The 19,300-nt window shown below is 58.3% G+C and carries 11 protein-coding genes; 4 read left to right on the top strand and 7 right to left on the bottom strand.

All coding sequences use genetic code 11. The features are described from left to right. Positions 1–3 precede the first annotated feature (3 nt). The 3 genes from AC2TEL_RS12645 to AC2TEL_RS12635 all read left to right on the top strand — a co-directional run bounded on the left by AC2TEL_RS12645 (position 4) and on the right by AC2TEL_RS12635 (position 4,276). Positions 4–1,620: a bifunctional aspartate transaminase/aspartate 4-decarboxylase gene (locus AC2TEL_RS12645; RefSeq protein WP_480862395.1), complete on the top strand. Its 1,617-nt coding sequence runs from the start codon at positions 4–6 to the stop codon at positions 1,618–1,620. A gap of 89 nt (positions 1,621–1,709) precedes the next feature. Next, positions 1,710–3,575 carry a PAS-domain containing protein gene (locus tag AC2TEL_RS12640; protein ID WP_480842252.1) on the top strand — a complete coding sequence of 622 codons (1,866 nt, stop codon included), beginning with the start codon at positions 1,710–1,712 and terminating at the stop codon, positions 3,573–3,575. Then, positions 3,575–4,276, top strand: a complete 702-nt coding sequence (locus tag AC2TEL_RS12635; protein ID WP_480841967.1) for a response regulator transcription factor — start codon at positions 3,575–3,577, stop codon at positions 4,274–4,276. The genes AC2TEL_RS12640 and AC2TEL_RS12635 overlap by 1 nt, the downstream gene beginning before the upstream one ends. Positions 4,277–4,363: 87 nt before the next feature. Here AC2TEL_RS12635 and AC2TEL_RS12630 read toward each other — a convergent pair whose 3' ends face one another. The 5 genes from AC2TEL_RS12630 to AC2TEL_RS12610 all read right to left on the bottom strand — a co-directional run bounded on the left by AC2TEL_RS12630 (position 4,364) and on the right by AC2TEL_RS12610 (position 13,846). After that, on the bottom strand, positions 4,364–5,674 hold the full coding sequence (locus AC2TEL_RS12630; protein ID WP_480904282.1) for an HlyD family type I secretion periplasmic adaptor subunit: 1,311 nt from the start codon (positions 5,672–5,674) through the stop codon (positions 4,364–4,366). After that, positions 5,658–7,784, bottom strand: coding sequence for a type I secretion system permease/ATPase (locus tag AC2TEL_RS12625; protein WP_480904279.1), 2,127 nt, complete (start codon positions 7,782–7,784; stop codon positions 5,658–5,660). The genes AC2TEL_RS12630 and AC2TEL_RS12625 overlap by 17 nt, the downstream gene beginning before the upstream one ends. Then, a complete protein-coding gene (locus tag AC2TEL_RS12620; protein WP_480862389.1) occupies positions 7,781–9,025 on the bottom strand; it encodes a TolC family protein in 1,245 nt (414 codons plus the stop codon). The genes AC2TEL_RS12625 and AC2TEL_RS12620 overlap by 4 nt, the downstream gene beginning before the upstream one ends. Positions 9,026–9,110: 85 nt before the next feature. After that, positions 9,111–9,932 (bottom strand): SapC family protein, encoded by an 822-nt coding sequence (locus tag AC2TEL_RS12615; RefSeq protein ID WP_480862387.1) that lies wholly within the window; start codon positions 9,930–9,932, stop codon positions 9,111–9,113. A 65-nt stretch (positions 9,933–9,997) separates the two neighbouring features. Next, on the bottom strand, positions 9,998–13,846 hold the full coding sequence (locus AC2TEL_RS12610) for a beta strand repeat-containing protein (RefSeq protein ID WP_480862385.1): 3,849 nt from the start codon (positions 13,844–13,846) through the stop codon (positions 9,998–10,000). Positions 13,847–14,067: 221 nt separating this feature from the next. Between AC2TEL_RS12610 and AC2TEL_RS12605 the strand changes: the two genes are divergently transcribed. After that, on the top strand, positions 14,068–16,113 hold the full coding sequence (locus AC2TEL_RS12605; RefSeq protein WP_480904277.1) for a dockerin type I domain-containing protein: 2,046 nt from the start codon (positions 14,068–14,070) through the stop codon (positions 16,111–16,113). 22 nt (positions 16,114–16,135) lie between these two features. On the opposite strand, the gene AC2TEL_RS12600 is transcribed toward AC2TEL_RS12605, so the two are convergent. Further along, positions 16,136–17,443, bottom strand: a complete 1,308-nt coding sequence (locus tag AC2TEL_RS12600) for an HlyD family type I secretion periplasmic adaptor subunit (RefSeq protein WP_480862382.1) — start codon at positions 17,441–17,443, stop codon at positions 16,136–16,138. Further along, the gene (locus tag AC2TEL_RS12595; RefSeq protein ID WP_480841958.1) at positions 17,440–19,164 is read right to left on the bottom strand and encodes a type I secretion system permease/ATPase; all 1,725 of its coding nucleotides are present in this window, start codon (positions 19,162–19,164) and stop codon (positions 17,440–17,442) included. The genes AC2TEL_RS12600 and AC2TEL_RS12595 overlap by 4 nt, the downstream gene beginning before the upstream one ends. Positions 19,165–19,300 lie beyond the last annotated feature (136 nt).

Raw genomic sequence — 19,300 nt, 5'->3', positions numbered from 1 at the left:
TTCATGGATAGAGTGAAGCTGCACGATTACGAGGCGCTCAGCCCGTTTCAGATCAAGGATGAACTGATCCAGCTGGCCTCGGCCGAGGCGCGCAAGGCCAATACTGTCTTTCTGAACGCAGGCCGCGGAAATCCAAACTGGGTCGCCACCCGCCCGCGCGAGGCATTCTTTGCATTGGGCCAGTTTGCCATCACGGAATCCAAACGAGTGATGAACCACCCCGCAGGTCTGGGTGGGATGCCAGCCATGAAAGGGTGCCACGCGCGCTTGCTGGACTGGGCGGCAGAGAATGCCGCTATACCGGGCGTCGATACCTTGGTCGAAGTCATCGGCCATGCCATCGCGGCCTTCGACTTTGATGCGGATGAGTTTGTGCACGAACTGACGGATTCCATCATCGGCGACAATTACCCGGTGCCCGATCGAATTCTGAAGCACAATGCCGCCATTGCGCATGAATATCTGATGTGGGCCATGTGCTCGGGCCACCGCCCCGATGCGCAATTCGATCTGTTCGCCGTCGAAGGCGGAACAGCGGCAATGTGCTATATCTTCAAAACGTTAAAGGCCAACCGGCTGCTGAATCCGGGCGATACGATTGCACTGTGCACTCCGATCTTCACGCCGTATCTGGAGATGCCCGAGCTGGAAGACTACAGCCTGGACTCTGTGCATGTTGAGACCGACGAGGCGGACGGGTTCCAGTTGACCGATGCTGCGGTCGAAAAGCTCAAAGATCCGAAGGTCAAGGCATTCTTTCTGGTCAATCCGGGCAATCCTTCTTCGGTTGCGCTCAGCTCGGCGTCATTGCAGAAGCTGGCGGATCTGGTGGAAAATCACCGCCCCGATTTGATTGTTCTGACGGACGACGTATACGGGACATTCGTGCATGACTTTACCTCGGTCATGGGGCAATTGCCGCGCAATACCATCGGGGTTTATTCCTATTCCAAGTATTTCGGGTGTACCGGCTGGCGATTGGGTGTGATCGCGGTGGCGCAGGACAACATCTTCGATCTCAAACTGGCGAACCACCCGGAAGAGATCAAACAGACGCTCGACAAACGTTATGGCACGCTCAGCCTGACGCCGCGCGACATTCGTTTCATCGACCGGCTCGTGGCTGACAGCCGTGATGTAGCCCTCAACCACACCGCCGGTCTGTCTTTGCCGCAGCAGGTCATGATGACGCTTTTTTCGCTTTGTGAGCTGGTGGACACGAAAAAAGCTTATCAAACCGCTTGCATGGAACTGGTGCACCGGCGCTTCAAATTGCTGACGGACGCCATGGGGATCGACGTCACGGCGGGCGCGCATTATGACGCCTATTACGGCATTCTCGATTTCGAATTCTGGCTGCGGAAATACGTCGGCGAAGATGTCGTTACCTGGATCAAGCAGAACGTTCATCCATTGGATATTGCGTTCAAACTGGCAGAAGACTACGGCATCGTGCTGCTCAATGGCAGTGGCTTCGACGCGCCGGGGTGGTCGGCAAGGGTATCCTTCGCCAACCTGCCGGACGAGGCTTATTCGCAAATTGGCACTGCGGTACGATCGGTCGCTCGGGGCTATGTTCAGGCATATCGCGCGGCCAACAACCTGCCGCTGCACGGCTGAATCAGACCCCTACACCTGCGTCGGAACTGGTGTTACCCATAGGCGCAGGGGAGGATGATTTGGACGTCAGCGAACAACGCATCAAGGCGATGACCACGGCGGGTCTGAACCTGATCGGTCAGGCCCTGTCGATCTATGACAGCAAATTGCGGCTGGTGCTGTGCAACCAAAGGTTCCAGGAGATGTTCGATTTGCCTGAACATCTTATCCAGCCCGGCGCCCTGTTCCGGGATACGATTCATTTTCTGGCCGACCGTGGCGAGTATGGTGATACGCCCGACATTGATGAAATGGTATCGCAACGGGTCGAACAAGCCTTGGCATTCGAGCCGCATTATATGGAGCGTACCCGCCCGAACGGGCAGGTGATTTCCGTTGAAGGCGCACCCTTGCCCATGGGCGGTTGGGTGGCTGTCTATACGGACATCACCCGCACAAAACAGGCCGAAGACATGCTGCGGGCCCGATCCGAGGAACTGTCCGGTCAATTGCTGAACCGGGCCGAAGAGTTGTCGGCTTCGAACCGGAAACTGGCCGCCACCATCACGGCGTTGGAGGAGGCCAAACGGCAGCTTACTGAAATCGAAGCCCGCACGCGCCTGACGACCGAGATGATGCCTGCCCATATCGCCCATCTGGATGCTGACGCGCGGTATGACTATTCCAACCGCCGCCTCAGCGCTGTCATGCCCGGTCGTCCGTCGGATATTTTGGGACTGCACGTTTCGCAGGCGCTGGGGGCAGTCGCATTTGAACGGGTCAAACCTCATCTGGACAAGGCATATGGCGGCCAAACTTCGGTTTTCGAGTTTACCGAGGATCAGGATCAACGCCGCATTCGCGTGTCTTTCACACCGGATGGAGCGGGCGGCGTTTACGTGATGTCCGTGGATATTACCGAAGAAACGCAAGCGCGCGTTGCCTTGCAACAGACGCGTCGCAGGGAAATGGCAGCGCAGATGACCAGCGGGCTTGCGCATGACTTCTCGAACCTTTTGACGATTATTCTGGGGATGCAATCGAAACTGGCCAAGATGGATCTGCCGGACGAGGCCGAAACGCTGATCGCCGCCACGCAACAGACCGCGCGCCGTGGCGGTCAGCTGCTGAACCGGATCGCGGACATGACGGGGCACCGCACACCACAGCCACAGGCAACGGATATGAAGGCCCTGCTGGAGGATCTTCGCACGCTGGCTTCGCCCTCGTTGCCACGGGGCATGGGGCTTTCGGTCGTCAATACACTGCCAGACAGGGCGTTGATGCTGGATCCCGGCATGGTTCAGGACGCGCTTTTGAACCTTGTTCTGAACGCGCGGGATGCTTGTGGCACCTCGGGACAGATCACAATCAGTGCTCATGCCATCGGTCAGATCTGGGCGGAGATTACCGTCTCGGACACCGGGCCGGGGTTTTCGCCCGAGGCGCTGGACAAGGCTTTGAACCCTTTTTTCACGACCAAGGGCAGCGACGGGTCCGGATTGGGCCTGCCGATGGTCTATGACACTGTCAAACTGGCCGGCGGCGACCTGCAATTGCGCAACACACCTTCGGGTGCTTCCGTCATTCTGCGGTTGCCGTACAGGCCGGCGCCACCCGCGCAGTCCGGTCTTGTGCTTCTGGTCGAGGATCAGGACGATCTGCGCAGCCAGTTCCGCGACATGCTGGTCGATCTGGGTTGCGCGGTGATCGAGGCGACGTCGGTCGATGAGGCAATGGCGCTGATTACCGATATCGGGGATATCGCGCTTGTGCTTTCGGACATTCGCCTTCAGGGTGCGGAAACCGGGCTTGACCTTATCAAACAGGTGGACGGCGCAATCCCTTGCATTCTGATGACATCGCTGTCCTACACCGATCCGCTGCACCGTCAGGCCCTGGCCCTGGCACCGGTGCTGCGCAAACCCTTTTCCCGCGCACAATTGTCAGCGCTTATCAGAACCGAGGCCGCCTGATGACTCAACCGCTGGTGACCATCCTTGACGATGAACCCGAAATACGCCGCATCCTGACCGATACTCTGGAAGAGGCCGGGTTTCGCACCCAAAGCTTTTCCCGCGCCCGTGAGTTCGAAGCTTCGCTGAAACGGGTCACTCCGGATGTGTGCCTGGTTGACCTGTCGCTGCCCGACACCGATGGGCTGGCGCTTGTGCATCGCCTGGCTCTGGAGCAAGGGGCCGCAGTGATCATAATCTCGGGTCGCGCTCAGGTTCAGGATCGGGTAACCGGGCTGGAGCTTGGGGCGGACGATTACATCACCAAGCCATTTGATCCGGCCGAGGTTGTAGCCCGAATTCGCGCCCGCCTGCGCGCGCCGCGAAGCGGAGTGCAGGTCTCGGATGTGGCGAAGTTCAATGGGTGGACTGCACATTTCGATCGCTACGTCCTGATCAACTCCGAGGGTTCAGAAACCCCTTTCAGCCACGCAGAGGGAGAAGTTTTGCGGTTGTTCCTTGAAAGCCCGAAAAGGCTGATCAGTCGCGCCCGTATGCAGGAAATGTTGGGGGGCGGCGCGGGCGACAGTTTCGACCGCGCTATGGATGTGCGCATTTCGCGATTGCGCACTAAACTTGGCGAAGACCCCAAAAACCCGAGATTGATCAAGACGATATACGGAGCGGGATATATATTTCTCGGCGATGTCGAGTGGCGGTGATGAACTGAAACTAAGCCAGTTGTTCAAGGCATTTCGCAAGAGCCCGATAGCGATCAGACAGCCGTAGACCCTGAATGTGACCGGAAGCTATTCGCGCAATGCCTGATCCTTGACCTTCAATACCGGCTTAATCAGGTATTCCAGAACAGTTTTGCGGCCCGACAGAATGTCGACTTCGGCGATCATGCCCGGAATGATCTCGACGGCGACACCGCCAGCGTCAAGCATGGTATTCTCAGTGCGGATTTCAACGACGAACACCTCCTCATCGCTGCGTTCTGATCGCGTGATCGTGTTGGCCCCGATGCGAATGATCTCACCGTGCAGACCGCCATATCTTGCAAAATCATATGCTGTGATCTTGACCTTGACGCGTTGTCCCGCGTGCAGAAACCCGATGTCTTCCGGCCGGACATAGGCCTCGACCAGCAGGGAATCGTCGAGCGGGACGATTTCGATCAGTTCTTCGCCGCTGCGTGCCAGCCCTCCGATGGTTGAGCGATAAATCCTGTTGACCACCCCGCGAACAGGCGCGCGCACCTGAGCCCGTTCAGCGCGGCTGCGAAGAGCCGGAAGGGACGGTTGCAGTGCCGCCAGTTCTGCCGTGACCAATGCCAGATCGGTTAGCGCTGCGGTGCGAAACCGGCTGCGGACGGATTTGATACGGTCATCGACCTCATCCAGACCAGATTTTAACCGAGTTATGACGGCCTCGGCCCGGACCTTTCGACCCTTCCACTCTGCTTCGCTGCGGCGCAGGGCGAGCAATGTGGTGGCAGGCTCCATGCGCTGCTCGACCAGTGGTGCCATCATCGCGCGCTCTTCGGCCAAAACCAGCAAGGTTTCTTTTGCCATCACCTGATCAACCAGACCTTCTTCATATTCCTGTTGCCGCTGCTGACGTTGGCGTTCAAGGATCGCGATCTCTGCCATCAATTCTGCCATCCGCCCCTGATACAATGCGGTTTCCGACCGGACGACTTCTGGCGCCTCTCGGATCAATTGCGGCTGGAACAATAGGTCGGAACCGTCGATTTCCGCCTGCAGACGTTGAGCGCGGGCCATCAGGCCAAAGGCGCGCTGTTGCTCCTGGCTGAGCTCGCTGTCGATCTGGGTCGCGTCGAACTCCATCAACAAGGTTCCGGCGTCGACGACCTGCCCCTCGCGAACATGAATAGCCTGCAGAACGCCGGGTTCGGTGGCCTCGATCAACTGAATGTCGCCCGACGGTACGATGCGCCCATCCGCGCGTACGACATCATCCAATTCGGTGAAGTTGGCCCACAGTCCTGCTGTCAGCAGACATCCCAGGATCACCATCAACAACATCGACCCGCGCAGTGAAGAACGCCCGCGCATATCGCGCGCCAGCATATCCAGATCAGGATGCCGCGACATTCAGATGCCCCCGGGATTTGTCGGCGTGCTGGGTCAGCAAGCTTTTCGGCCCATCGGCTCCGACCTTGCCGTCCTCGATGACAATAACCCTGTCGACCAGTTCAAGAAGGCTGGTGCGGTGCGTGACAATTACCATCGTCGTGTTTTTTGTGGCCTCCTTCAGGCGGGCGATGACCTCTGCCTCATTTTTCACGTCCATTGCGCTGGTAGGCTCGTCCAGCAACAGAACCGGCGGGCGCCCGATCAGGGCACGGGCCAGGGTGATGGCCTGTCGCTGACCGCCCGACAGACCCTCGCCTCGTTCAGCCAGCTGCATGTCATATCCGCTCGGGTGGCGGGCCACAAACTCTTCGACCCCGGCAATCCGGCCCGCCCGGATCAGGTCTTCGTCGCGGGGGCGTATGGCCCCCGCGCTGATATTGTCCCGTATCGTTCCAGAAAACAGCCAGACGTCCTGCAGAACCGAACCGATGTTGCGGCGCAAATCGCCCGGATCGATCTGTCGGATGTCCAGACCGTCTACCATCACCGATCCGACCCGTGGTTGATAAAGGCCCAGCAACAGCCGTGCGACTGTGCTTTTCCCCGAGCCGATACGTCCGAGGATTGCAACCTTTTCACCGGGAGCGACAGAAAAGGATACACCTTTCAGCGCGTCTTCCGTCTGATCAGGATAGTTGAAATGCACGTTGTTGAACGTGATGCGGCCATCAAATCTTGGCCGACTGATCCAATTTCGCCCGACAGGTCGTTCGCTTTCTGCCTTCATCAACGTGTCCAGATTTCGAAACGCGCTACGCGCCTGATTCATGCGGGTCAGCGTTTGGGCCAGCTGTCCCAAAGGCGCCAACGCGCGGCCAGTCAGCATGACGGAAGCAACCAGCGCGCCCATGCTGGTTTGGCCCTCTGCAATCAGAAAGACGCCGTAGAACACGATCAGAACCTGTGCGGCTTGTTGGGTAAAGCCGGTCAGGTTCAACGCAAACTGGGTCACTGCCCTGCTGCGCATTCCGTGGTCGGTCTGCCGTTCAATCGCACCTTCCCAGCGGTTGCGCATGTGTCGCCCCGCTGCGGTCGTCTTGATGGTTTCAAGACCCGAGACTGTTTCGACCAGCACAGATTGTTTGGACTGCCCGTCTGCAAAGCTCTTGTCCGCCAGGCGGGACAATACGGGTTGAATCGCAACACCGGTCAGCAGGACAACCGGAACCGCCAATGCGGGTATCATCGCCAGTGGGCCGCCCACCAAATAGATCGTAAAGACAAACAGGCCGATGAAGGGCAAATCTACGACCGCAACCAGAGTGGCCGAGGTAAAAAACTCACGCAGGGTTTCAAATTCCCGCACCGTGCTGGCCATGGCGCCCGTCGACCCGGTGCGAGAGGTCATGCGAATGTTCAGCAACTGATCGAAAACACGCCGGCCTATGAACATGTCAGCATTCTGGCCCGCGCGGTCAATGAAGCCCGCGCGTAGTATTTTGAGAATAAAATCAAAGACAAGGGCCAGGCAGACACCGGTGGTCAAAGCTATCAGGGACTCCGTCGCCTCGTTGGGCAGAACCCGGTCATAGACAATCATAATGAAGACAGAGGTGGATAATCCCAGAATATTTGCAAGCGCGGCCGCCAGCGCGACCTGCGTGTAGGACCATCGGTTTGCCGCCAATGCGGACCGGAACCAGTGGCCATTCTGTACTTCGGAGCCGGATGCGTTGGTGTCACGATGCACGCGCCGAAACAACAGAGCATACCCCGTATAGCTGTCACGAAGTAGGCTTTCACCCAGTTCACCGATGCCGTCACCGATAGCTGGGTCAAATATCAGCATATCCCCGGCCGGGGTGCGGCCGTGATAAACCACAGCTCTGTCGTTTTCCAAAAGCAGAATGGCCGGAGCCAGGGCTGCATCGAACGTGCCCAGCCTTCGCGCCCCGAAACCTGCCTGAAGCCCAACCTGGTTTGCTGCGGCAATCGCATCGCGGACTGTAACGGCGCGCTCTGGCCCGGTCTGCACCGCATGCAAAGCAGCAATCGTCATCGGATGTTCAAGAGTGCTGGCCACATGCAAAACGCATGCTTCCAGATCAGTCAGACGCAAGCCGGTCATTGTGGTTTCTCCCAGGGATCAAGGGCAATACCGAACAGATCCAGAATGTCGCCTGTCAGACTCAGCGCAGCGTAGTTTGTCAGAAAGAAATTCTGCTTTGCCAAAATCAGACGTTCTTGTGCATTCACATAGTCGCGTTGCGCGTCCAGAATCTCGATCAGACTTCGTCGACCGATAGTGAACTGCGCCCGAGCCGCAGCAACGCTGTCTGCATTGGCGCGTACTGCAATTTGAGCATCGCGCAAACGGTCAGCGCCCGCCTTCTGGTCTGAGCGAATGAAATCCAGCTCGCGCTTGATTTCCCTGATCAAAGCTTCGCGGCTGGCTTCGGCTTCCTTCACACGGGCTTCGGCAGCTGCAATGGCCGCGCGCCGTTTGCCTGTACTGTCCAGCTCATAGTTAAAGGATAGATCGACACCAAAATTTGCGTCTCTGCTGTCATCCTGATTGGCGAAGGCGGCAACCCGAATGTGTGGTTGGCGGCGCGCCTGTGCAGCTGCCCATTCGGCCTTTGCGGCCACCAGGTTGGCATCTGCTCGACGGATTTGTGGGCTGTCCATGACGACTTGAGCATTGCTGCGCTTTATTTCCGGCGCCGCAACCGGAGGGGATAATTCGCCCGGACTTGCCCCGAACACCTCACGAAATCGGGCTTCGGCACGATCTGTCCGGGCTATGGCGTCGGCAAATCTGGTTCGAGCGTCGGCGACCCGGGACCGCGCGGTCAGCACGTCCGCATTGGACCCCAGCCCACCGGAAACCCGGTCAGTGATCTGCTGTTCGATCTCTTCGTGGACTTTGACGTTCTGGCTTGTGATCTTCAGGATTTCGCGGCGATCCAAAACCAGTACATAAGTTTCGATGGCAGCCAGAGTTGTCGCCGCCGCTGTCTGAATCTGATCCCCTCGACTTTCCAGAACGCGGGCGCGCGCAGCCGTCAGATCGCCACGCGCTGCGCCCCCATCGTAAACCAACTGAGAAACCCGAAGATACGGCGACACGTCCGCGACATCTGAGTCAATACGTTCCGACCGGGCATTTACACCCAGCGAAACCTGCGGCAGAAACGCCCCTTCCGCGGCGTCCCGTTCCGCTTGCGCTATGTCCATCCGCGTATCGCTCTGCGCCAGATTTGGGCTGTCCTGCACGGCCAGACGCACCCGTTTTCCGAACAAGCTTTCCGTAATCCGACTTGACGTGTTTACGGCTCCGGCCCCGGTGCTACCTTCGGCAAAGGACATCTTTACTGCCGACAAATCCGGCGCGGGGGTGCACGCAGAGACCAGGAGTATCAAGCACAGAGTGGAAATCACACTTGCGATCCATCTAAACGGCATGGCTGATCCTCAAATCCGATTGAGAGAGAGCGGAGTCTGTGGCCAACGCTGAAAGGAACCCGTTCAATTCAAACTTGGGTTCAGCAGGTTGAGGCTGAAAAGAAACGCGTTGATGTGCCTGAGACAGCCATTTGCAATGGGAAAGGGAAACCTGATGCGCATGGACGATTTGCATAGCTCCGCTGTTGAACAGAACGGAAATGTGTGATTGGGGCAGGCGCCCCAGCCGCGATTCATCAATTCCGAGCAGGTTGTTGGGAAGGGGGATGCTTTCGTGCCGCTCAAGAGGTGTGAACAGCTTCATCTCATCCAGGATCTTGCAGGTTTGGCGGGTTTCAACTAGTGAAAACTGGCGGTTCTGAAAAAACCTGAATACGCCCTGCAGCTCGTCTGTAAGTGTGCCGTCTTTGGTAAAGAAAGCCAGATCACGTTTGTCAGTTGTGACAAGACCAGACGCTTCATTGACATACAAACGAGGCGTATGGGGCCCAGATGACTTAGATCTATCTACCGGTTCAGCCAGAAACGGATAGCAACGCAGATCGGACGGCACATATGTCGCCAGCCAATGTCCCTCAGGTGACACAAACGGAGTTTTTGCACCCTCGACCATCGAAAGCAGGGCAAACGGAAAAACGCCTTGCGCCTCTTTTCGAAACACAATGGGGAACGTCGCAGCAGCCAGCAGGATTTCAGCCCTGACAAGGAGGCATTCGCAGATGTGACGTGCGAAATCATACGAGGTGTAGCGACGCCAGAAGCGATCGCGGTGGCGATCGATGCTGACTGGGAAAAGGCCATTCTGTGCCATGTGAACCCTTCGTGTTTGTGGAAGCGATGCGTTCGGGATCGCATTGCCATTATTTCGATCCGCGGTCAGGCTGACGCGCCCGTAGGATCCGTGTGCAGGATGTTGTCGGAACTCAGACCACTCAGATCAGAAAGCCCGTCGAACTGAGCAAGCGTTTCAACGGACGCCGAATCCGGTGCGGAGTAATCGACTTTGACCAGGACACTATCGGTTCCATCGGTTGCCATGACGTAAATCTCGTCGCCGGTTTGAGCGCCTGTAAGCCCCTCGACCGCGCTTGCTATGGTGCCCGCTGTCAAATCTGAAAGAGTCGTCTGAAGGCCGACAAATCCGGTATTGGTTCCCAGGACATCTCCGACATTCAGGGTTTCGACTCCTGTTCCGTTCCCGCGTAACGAGGCTACGTCCAACCCATGGAAAACCAGCGCGTCGGATATGTCCGCAGCCGGACCAAGCGTGAAGCCGCTGATTGTATCTACACCGTTGGCCGTCGGGTTGGCTTCAATGATCACGACATCGCGGCCTGAGCCGGAAATGTCGATGGTGTCGTCGCCTCCTCCTCCGCGGATTACGTCATCGATATTGGACCCGGTCAGAGTGTCATCACCGCTGGTGCCCAGTAGAAACTGCGATGGGCCACCGTCAGGTGTCGTGATTGTCAACTCGATGGGCTTGGTTGGATCCTGAACCGTCATGGTAAAGGTGACGACTGGTTGAGACAGGTCGCTATAGCTTGTTGCCGCACCCGCAAAGCTGATTGTGGACGGACCGGAGGGATTGGTGAGGAACAGGTCGAAATCGCTGTTCTCGACATCTGACCCGTTGTCAAAGGACACGACCGATGGGTCAAATCCAAGATCGGCGGTGACGGCCAGACCGCTGGTAATGTCCCGGTCCGTGTCGGCGAGGAGTTCGAATGTAATGGTCGAACCGCTTTGGCCGGTTTGAGTGATGACATAGGCCGCAGGCACATGTGCGGTGGCCTGATCGGATACTGGGTCAGGGTCTGGCCCGCCAGAGACCGTCGCCTGAGCCTGGAAATTCATCGCGTCCCCGGCGCCAAGCGCTGCGAAGGCCGATGCTGGCGCATTCAGGCTCCAACTGCCGTCCGCTGCGACGGTGGCGTTTCCGATGGATACGGAATTGAGCGTCACATCCACGGTTTGGCCTGGCGACAGGCCTACCGAAGAACCGGTGACAGCCAGGCCCGCGGTCTGCGCATTGCCCAACGCAACAGCATCGTTTGTGCCGACCGGGTCAATGCTCAGGATTGGCCGGAAATCCGTTGTCAGTGAGGCAGTTGCGTTCGGCGCGGCATTTCCGGCGACGTCCTGAACAGAGGCCGTGACCGTAAAGTCAGTTCCGTCTGCCAAGGCCGCCAGGTCTGCAGAGGGAATTGTTGCCACCCATGTCCCGCTGGAAGCAATGGCCGTGTAGTTCTGTCCCCCCAGATTGACTGTGACGGTCTGACCGTCCTCGGCAGAAGTTGTTCCGGAAACGGCCAGATCCGCTCCTTGTTCCAGGATGTCCAGCACTGCACCTACAGGTAGCGGATCAAATGCAATTGTCGGAGAAGTGAAGTCTGTTCCGAAACTGGCCGAGGTATTGGCGCCGTTGCCCGCCGCATCCGAAACCGAGGCGTTGACATCGTAGGACACGCCGTCCTGCAAACTGCTCAGCGAAGCGGCCGGGGCTGTAAATACCCAAACTCCGCCGGTAACCATTGCGGTGCCGCTGACATCAACTGTACCGTCAGGGCGAACAATGTCGATTGACACCATCGTGCCGTCAGATGCGTCAGACGTGCCGGTTATCGTCAGATCAGTGCCTTGTTCGGCCGCATTCATCACAGCGCCGTCAGACAGGGCGGAAATTGTCAATGTGGGGGCTGTGAAATCCGTATCGAAACTGCCCGTCGCTTGTACGGCGGGGTTTCCGGCTGCGTCGGCGACGTCTGCTGTAGCCGTAATTGTAGCGCCGTCCGGCAACGCGGTTAGATCGGCGGCCGGGACCGTTACGCTCCATGCACCGCTGATTGCCGCACCTGTGTAGGTCTGGCCATTCAAACTGACAGTTACGACCTGTCCATCTTCTGCTGTAGTCGACCCGGAAATGGTCAGGTCCGTTCCCTGTTCCGCCGCACTCATCACGGCGCCGTCCGAGAAACTGTCGATACTCAGGTTTGGGGCAGTGACGTCCTTGGATACACCGACACTGGCCTGCGGAGCAGCGAGACCATCGCTATCCGAGACGTCGGCCGTTACCGTGAAGTTCCCGCCATCGGAAAGTGTGCCCAGGTCGGCGCTGGGAATGGTCACCGTCCAACTGTTGCCAGCAACGGTTCCGGTGTATGTTTGCCCGTCAAGAGAAACGGTAACCTGTTGACCGTCCGACACATTCCCCGTCGTGCCGCTGATGATCAGGTCAGATCCGGCCTCAGCCGCATTGATGGCGGTACCCACGGGCAGAGGCGAAATCGCAATTGAGGGCCCGGTCAAGTCAACCGGCACATTTACAGAAACCGGAGTGGCGGGATTCCCGGACGTGTCGCTGACCGTCACGCTGATCGAAGCCGGGGTCCCGGTCGACAAGCCCGCCATATCGGCGCTTGGAACAGTAACACTCCATGTTCCGCCTGAGGCGGCACCAGTGTAGACCTGCCCGTCAAAGGTTAGGGTGACGGCCTGCCCGTCTTCGGCGGTTGTGGTGCCGGTCAGAACCAGATCGCTGCCCAGGTCCACGAGGTCGATCGAACCTCCGGCCACGGCATCCAGAGTGATTGTGGGTGCGCTGAAATCGGTGTCGAAGCTGCTGGCAGCCTGACTGGCCGGGTTGCCTGCCGCGTCAGAGACGTCTGCGGTCACGGAGATTGTCGAGGCATCAGGCAGCGAAGCCAAATCCGCCGCCGGGACCGCAACGCCCCACGTCCCGTTCGTAACAGTGCCTGTATAAGTCTGCCCGTTGATCATAACGGTTACGGACTGCCCGTTTTCAGCATCTGTGGTCCCGGTGACACTCAGGTCTGTGACTTGCTCTGCGGAGTTCAGGATTGTCCCTGCTGAGAATGCGGAAATGCTGAGAGTCGGTGGAACTGTATCAACAACGTATTCTACTGTCTGAGTTGATATTTCCGTGCCGCCGCTGTCCAGATTCCGGATTGTGACTGTCGAAACCCCTTGCGATAGACCCTTGGCTTCACTCTCGGTCAGCGACAAGCTCCAGTTTCCGTCAGCGTCCGGTGTGACGACCTTTGTCAAAGACCCGATCGTGATTTCGACTGAAGCAGTGCCCTCCGGGACAGTTAGATTTGCGCTGCCGTTGTTCAGTGCGCTCGCCTGCAGTTCAGCAAGGTTGAGACTGGGAAGCTTTGGGGTCGGAGGAGTGACCGAACTGCTACCTCCATCGCTGTCTCCTCCACCACCGCCGCCGCCTCCGGCGCCAGCTGCTGCGGCGCCAGCCAATCCGACGCCACCCAGAACAGCACCTGCTCCGCTGATGCCGCCAGTTGCAGCCGCAGCGCCGCCTGCCTCGGCGGCAACGCTGAATTCCACGATCTCGCCAACGGCGGCGTCGGCAATCATAACCGCGCCATTTTCAAGGACGTGCACATTCTCGGCGGCCACGATCACGGTTCGACCGTCTGCCATTTTCAGTTGCAGATCGCCGTTGGACAGCAATTTGGCCGAGCGGACGCCCGGTATGGATTCCGCAAACTGATAGGCTTCCAATTCGGCATCCGTGGCCTGCGCCAGTGCAGGCAGGGCCATCAGGGTCGAACCCAGCCCTCCGGCCAGGCTGCGACCGACCCATTTCCGGAACTTTCCATCGATCCACTTTCGGACGTGGCGATTGCGCCCTGTTTCGGTAAGGTTTTCCGAGGTCGCGCGTGTCGTCGAAACGGGTTTCTTGGTCATGATGCCCTCACATTTGACGGGTGCAATAAGCCGGGATATGCCCCGGAAATTGCAGGAATTTGTTAATCAGTCTTGCGGCCGGGTGTTCCATGAGGTCGAACCGAAAAACTTGAGTTAAACTGAAACCGAACTCCTCGTTTTCACCACATTCGTGCTCTGGTTTCGGCCTAGGCATCAGCTCAACCTGTTGTCACAGCCAGGGGTGGCTTGGGGTGAGTGTGATGATGCTTCAGTTCGAAAGTGTGGTGGCAACGGGGACCGCGGCGCTTGATTCAGGTATCGGCGATACGGCTTTAAAAACGTTTAACGGGGAAACGTATCTCTTCAGCACAACCGGGCCCGGCGGAGGCATTGTTTCGTGGCGCCTGGTGGACGGGGCCGTTCCGATCATTCAGGATCAGCAGTATTTCGACGTCACAATCAGTCATCAGGTCGGTCGCAGTGGTGTGCCAGTGACACTGTCCGGTGAGGATCATCTGCTACTGGATGTGGATACGGCGACCGGGCTTGTCAGTTACGAGCTGAATACGGACGGAACTTTTGGCGCACTGAGGGAAACGGGAATCATTTCCGGCGGCGGGGATATCTCGGCTGCGGTGCAGGTATCGCTTGGTGCAACCGACCTGCTGACCCTGGCACATTCCGATACCGGGCAACTCAGAACGTATCATATCAACATTGACGGTTCCTTGACTGCAGCCGGGTCGGCGATGTCACAGGCAGATGTTCTGCAAACGCTGCAATCGGGAGCCAACCAGTTCGTGATTGCCGCAGACACAACCAGCAGCGCCATGTCCACTTTTTCGGTCGATTCGAGCACCGGGCAGCTCACTGAAATCGCCACGAGCAGCGCAATTCAGACGCTGGGAATCAACGCACCCACCGCTGTCGAGGCCATTCAAGCCTATGGTGAGTCTTGGGTGGTCGTGGCAGGGGCGGGCAGCAACTCGCTGAGTGTCATGGAGTTGGGCAGCGATGGTCAACTGACAGCGAAGGATCACGTTCTGGATACTCTGCACACTCGCTTTGGGGCCGTACAGGACATGTCTCTGGTCGAGGTTTCGGGCCGTGTCTTCGTTGTCGCGGGCGGTGGAGACGACGGAGTCACCCTGTTCACGCTGACACCGGATGGTCAACTGATCCACATGGACAGTTTCGCGGACACACTGTCCAGCGGGTTGCAAAATGTCGGTTCCCTGAGCGTCGCGCATATCGGAAATCAGCTGCAGATTTTCGCGGCATCCCAGCAGGACGCGGGACTGACTCAACTGAGCGTCGATGTCTCGAATCTGGGCGATGTACGTCAGGGCTACGGTACCTTAACCGGCACGGTGAAGGATGACATTCTGAGCGGCGGCATTCTGGACACAACCCTGGAAGGCGGGGCAGGGGATGACATGCTGATCACCGGCACCAGCGCGACGACAATGACTGGCGGCGCGGGTGCGGATATCTTTGTTTTGCGTGAAAGCAGCGGTCCAACAACGATCACCGATTTTGAGGTTGGCACGGACCGGCTGGACCTGACCGATTTCCCTTTCCTGCGGTCACCGGCCCAGCTGAGCTTCACGTCCACCGCTCAGGGCGCGCAAATACAGTATCGGGATGAAACGATCGATGTAACCTCGGCCTCAGGCGGGCCGTTGACCATTACAGATGTCTTTGGGGCAGGGTTCGACGGCCCGGACCACATCCCGGTGGATCTGAGCAGCGGCCCGGACAACAACGCAGCGCCCGGCGTAACAGGCCCGGTGAGGCTGGACTCCAGTACCACAAACCCCGCGCTACAAGGAGCAGAGGTCCAGTTTACGCCGCAAGGGGGATCGACCATCACTGCACAGGCAAACGATCAGGGAGAGTTCACTCTGGATATGCCGTCGGGCACCTTTTCCGGCGAGCTGGATATCGTCAAATCCTATTCCACGGCCAGTGGAGAAATAACAGCGCTGGATGCGCTGCAGGTTTTGCGTATTTCGGTTGGCCTTGACCCGACATTCGGGCCGGCATCCGCTGAAAACCTGATTGCGGCGGACATCACGCGCGATGGGACGGTCAATGCACTGGACGCCCTGGCGATATTGCAGGTCGCCGTCCGGCAGCCAACGGCCCATGATGCGGAATGGGTGTTTCTGGACGCCGCAGCCGATCTGTCGGCGATTACCAAATCCAATGTGTCATATGATACGGGCGTTTCCGTCACAGTCGTGGATGGAGCGGTGTCGGCAGACATGACCTCGATACTGCTGGGCAATATCGAGGCCGCCTGAGCGACGCGCAAGCTTGCTTCCGCTATTCGCGGAACGCCCGGTAGAAATAGTCGGACATGGGTTTCACCAGATAGGAAAGCGGTGTGCGCTCATCTGTCTTAATCATCGCCTCAACCGGCATTCCTGGCAGCAGCTCCTGGCCTTCAAGCCTTTCAAGCTGGCCATCATCAGGGACGACTTCGGCCCGGTAGAAGGTGAACCCGGTTTGTTCGTCCGTGAAGGTGTCCGCCGAGACGTTGATCACGTGCCCATAAAGCTCGGGCGTTTCACGCTGGTTGAATGCAGGGAATCGCAGGGCAACTTCCTGCCCGCGATGCAATTGGTCGACATGCAGGGCGTCCACACGCGCGGCCACAACCAGTGGCGTATCCTGCGGCACCACATACATCATCGGTTCGGCCGGACGGACAACGGACTGTATGGCAAAGACCTGACTGTCGTAAACGGTTCCTCCGACCGGGGCGCGAATGTCCAGCCGCGACATGCGCTCGGACAGCGACAAGCGCTGTTCCGACAGTTCGACGACCCGGGCCTCGACATCCCGCAGTTCGGTTATCGCTTCCTCGCGACGCGTTGCCTTCAGCTCGACGATCTGAATTTCGGTGGTGGCAATCTGCCCTTTCAATCGAGCGACCGATGCCTCCAGACGCCCGATCTCACCCGTCAGGCTAGCCTGTTCACGCTGCAGCGCCGAGACACGGCTGGCCTGGGTCAGCCCCTTTTTCAGAAGCCCTTCCTGATCGGTCAGCTCGTTGGCGATCAGCTCAAGTTGAGTCCGCAAGGAGACCAGTTGAGCCTCAGTTCCTTCGATTTCACTTTCAATCTGGATCCGTTGTTTGCCCAGTTGCTCGGTCTTCTGGTTCAAAGTCTCGAGCCGCGCAGCAAACAACCTCAGCTGCCCGTCCAGCAGTTCGGGGGCGATGTCCTCTTGAGACTTCAGTTCCTGCAGCCGTGCGGAAAGGCCCGCTTCGTCCGCGTCATCGCGTTCCGCCTCGAGTCTGGCCTTGCGGGCCAGAAGCTCGAACAACTGCGATTCCACAATGGTGTTTTCGGACGCCAGAAAGGTATCATCCAGCCGCAACAACAGATCCCCGCGCTTTACCGTATCGCCATCACGCACGAAGATTTCGCCTACAACACCGCCATCGGGGTGTTCGATCACCTGCCGGTTGCTTTGCACTTCGACGATACCTTGCGAGATGACCGCACCGGCCAGCTCGGTCCGAATGCTCCATACTCCCAATCCGATGACCAGAACGGCCAGAGCCGAGAACCCGATGATAGCCGGAACCGTGATGTTCCAGGCCGTACGTTCAAATGAGCCGATCATTTTTCACCCACCTTGTTCAGGTGCCGTTTGATGACATTTGCGTTTTGCACCATCGAGTTGAGAACCTCGTCCCGTTGGCCGGATTTGACGATCTGGCCTTTTTCGACCACGACCAGATCATCGCATTCCGAAATGGCCTGCGGTCTGTGCGTCATGATGATCGCAGCCTTTCCTTCTGACTTGAGGCCACGAACGGCCGCGTTCAACGCTTCCGTTCCTTCGGCATCAAGGGCCGAGTTGGGCTCGTCGAGGATCAGCAGAACCGGGTCGCCATACAGCGCGCGCGCCAGCGCGATCCGCTGTTTCTGCCCACCCGACAACTGGCTGTCGTTGCCTTCGAGAAAGGTGTCATACCCTTTTTCCAGACTCAGAATCATCTCGTGCGCGTTCGCCTTCTTGGCCGCGGCGACAACGGCCGCTGCGTCCGGCGTCTCGGACATGCGGGCAATGTTTTCCGCAACTGTCCCGTTGAACAGTGTCACCTGCTGCGGCAGGTATCCGATGTGATTTCCCAAATCGTCGGGTTCGTACTGATCCAGAGTTGCTCCGCCCAGACGAATTTCACCCGCCGCAGGGGGCCAGAGACCCAGCAGTGCTTTGGCCAGCGTGGTTTTGCCCGAGCCACTTTTTCCAATCACACCAAGGGCGCGCCCCGGCTCAAGAATTAACGAGGCGTTTCGCAGGGTCGGGGTTTTGATGCCGGGCGGGATCACCGTCAGCCCTTTTGCCACAAGGCGGCCTGATGGAACCGGAAGCTTGGTTCGCGGTGCTTCGGGAGGCGTGGAATCAAGAAACTTGTTGAGCGACAGCCACGCCGTGCGGGCGCGTTCAACCATCGCCCACTGGCCCACCGCCATTTCCACGGGTGCCAGAGCCCGCCCAAGCAGGATCGAGCCGGCAATCATGGCGCCTGGCGTCATTTCGTTGCGCAAAACCAGCCAGGCGCCCAGAGCCAGCATCGCGGATTGCAGGAACAGCCTCAGCGACTTGGTCAGCGAAGAAAAGCTGCCGGTCCAGTCATTTGCGGCAATGGATTGTGAAAGCGCTGCGGTTCGCTGCTTGAGCCAACGGGTTGTTACGTCTTTTTGCATCCCTTGTGAACGCACGACTTCGGCCGCTTGCCGCGCGTGTTCCGCAAAGGAGTTTGCCTGCGCTGTGGCGACCTGCGCCTCGGCCACTTTACGGTGAGTCATGGCCTGGTTCACAGCGGCTATCGCGATCAGAAGCGCGCCGCCGGCGACGGCAAGCCATCCCAACAACGGGTGAAACAGGAAAATGGCCGCCAGAAAGATCGGCGTCCAGGGAATGTCCATCACAGCAAGAAAGACCGGAGACGCAAATAAGGAGCGGATCGATTCCAGATCGCGCAAAGCGGTTGCCGGAGCGGACCTGACCTGCGGGAACAATGATCGGCGCATGGTCGCATCGAACACCCGCTCGTCGAGCATGGACTGGAATCGGGCGCCAAATCGCGCCACGATCCTGCCACGCGCGTAATCAAGCATCGCCATCAATGCGTAAAGCAGCGCCACCAGCAAGAACAGAGCGGTCAGCGTCTCGACCGAGCGTGAGCCGAGAACGCGGTCGTAGATCTGAAGCATGAAAAGCGGCCCTGTCAGCATCAGCAGGTTCACAAATATGCTGAACAGAAAGGCGAGAGCTATGAACGCGATCCCCTGATTGCCCACATTCAGCAGTTCCTGTCGCCGCGGCGCGGACATACGATTTCTAAAAATCACGACTGTTGGTCCTTACTATCCCCAGTTGAGCCCGACCGGTGGTGACGGCCCAATTCGATGCCCGACATATCAACACTGTATATCGATGCGCTCAACACGAACAACGGGGGTTTGTAAT

Source organism: Ruegeria sp. HKCCD9138 (assembly GCF_057220975.1).
The sequence above is the reverse complement of the archived record's forward strand: the minus strand, read 5'-3'. Positions and strand labels throughout refer to the sequence as shown.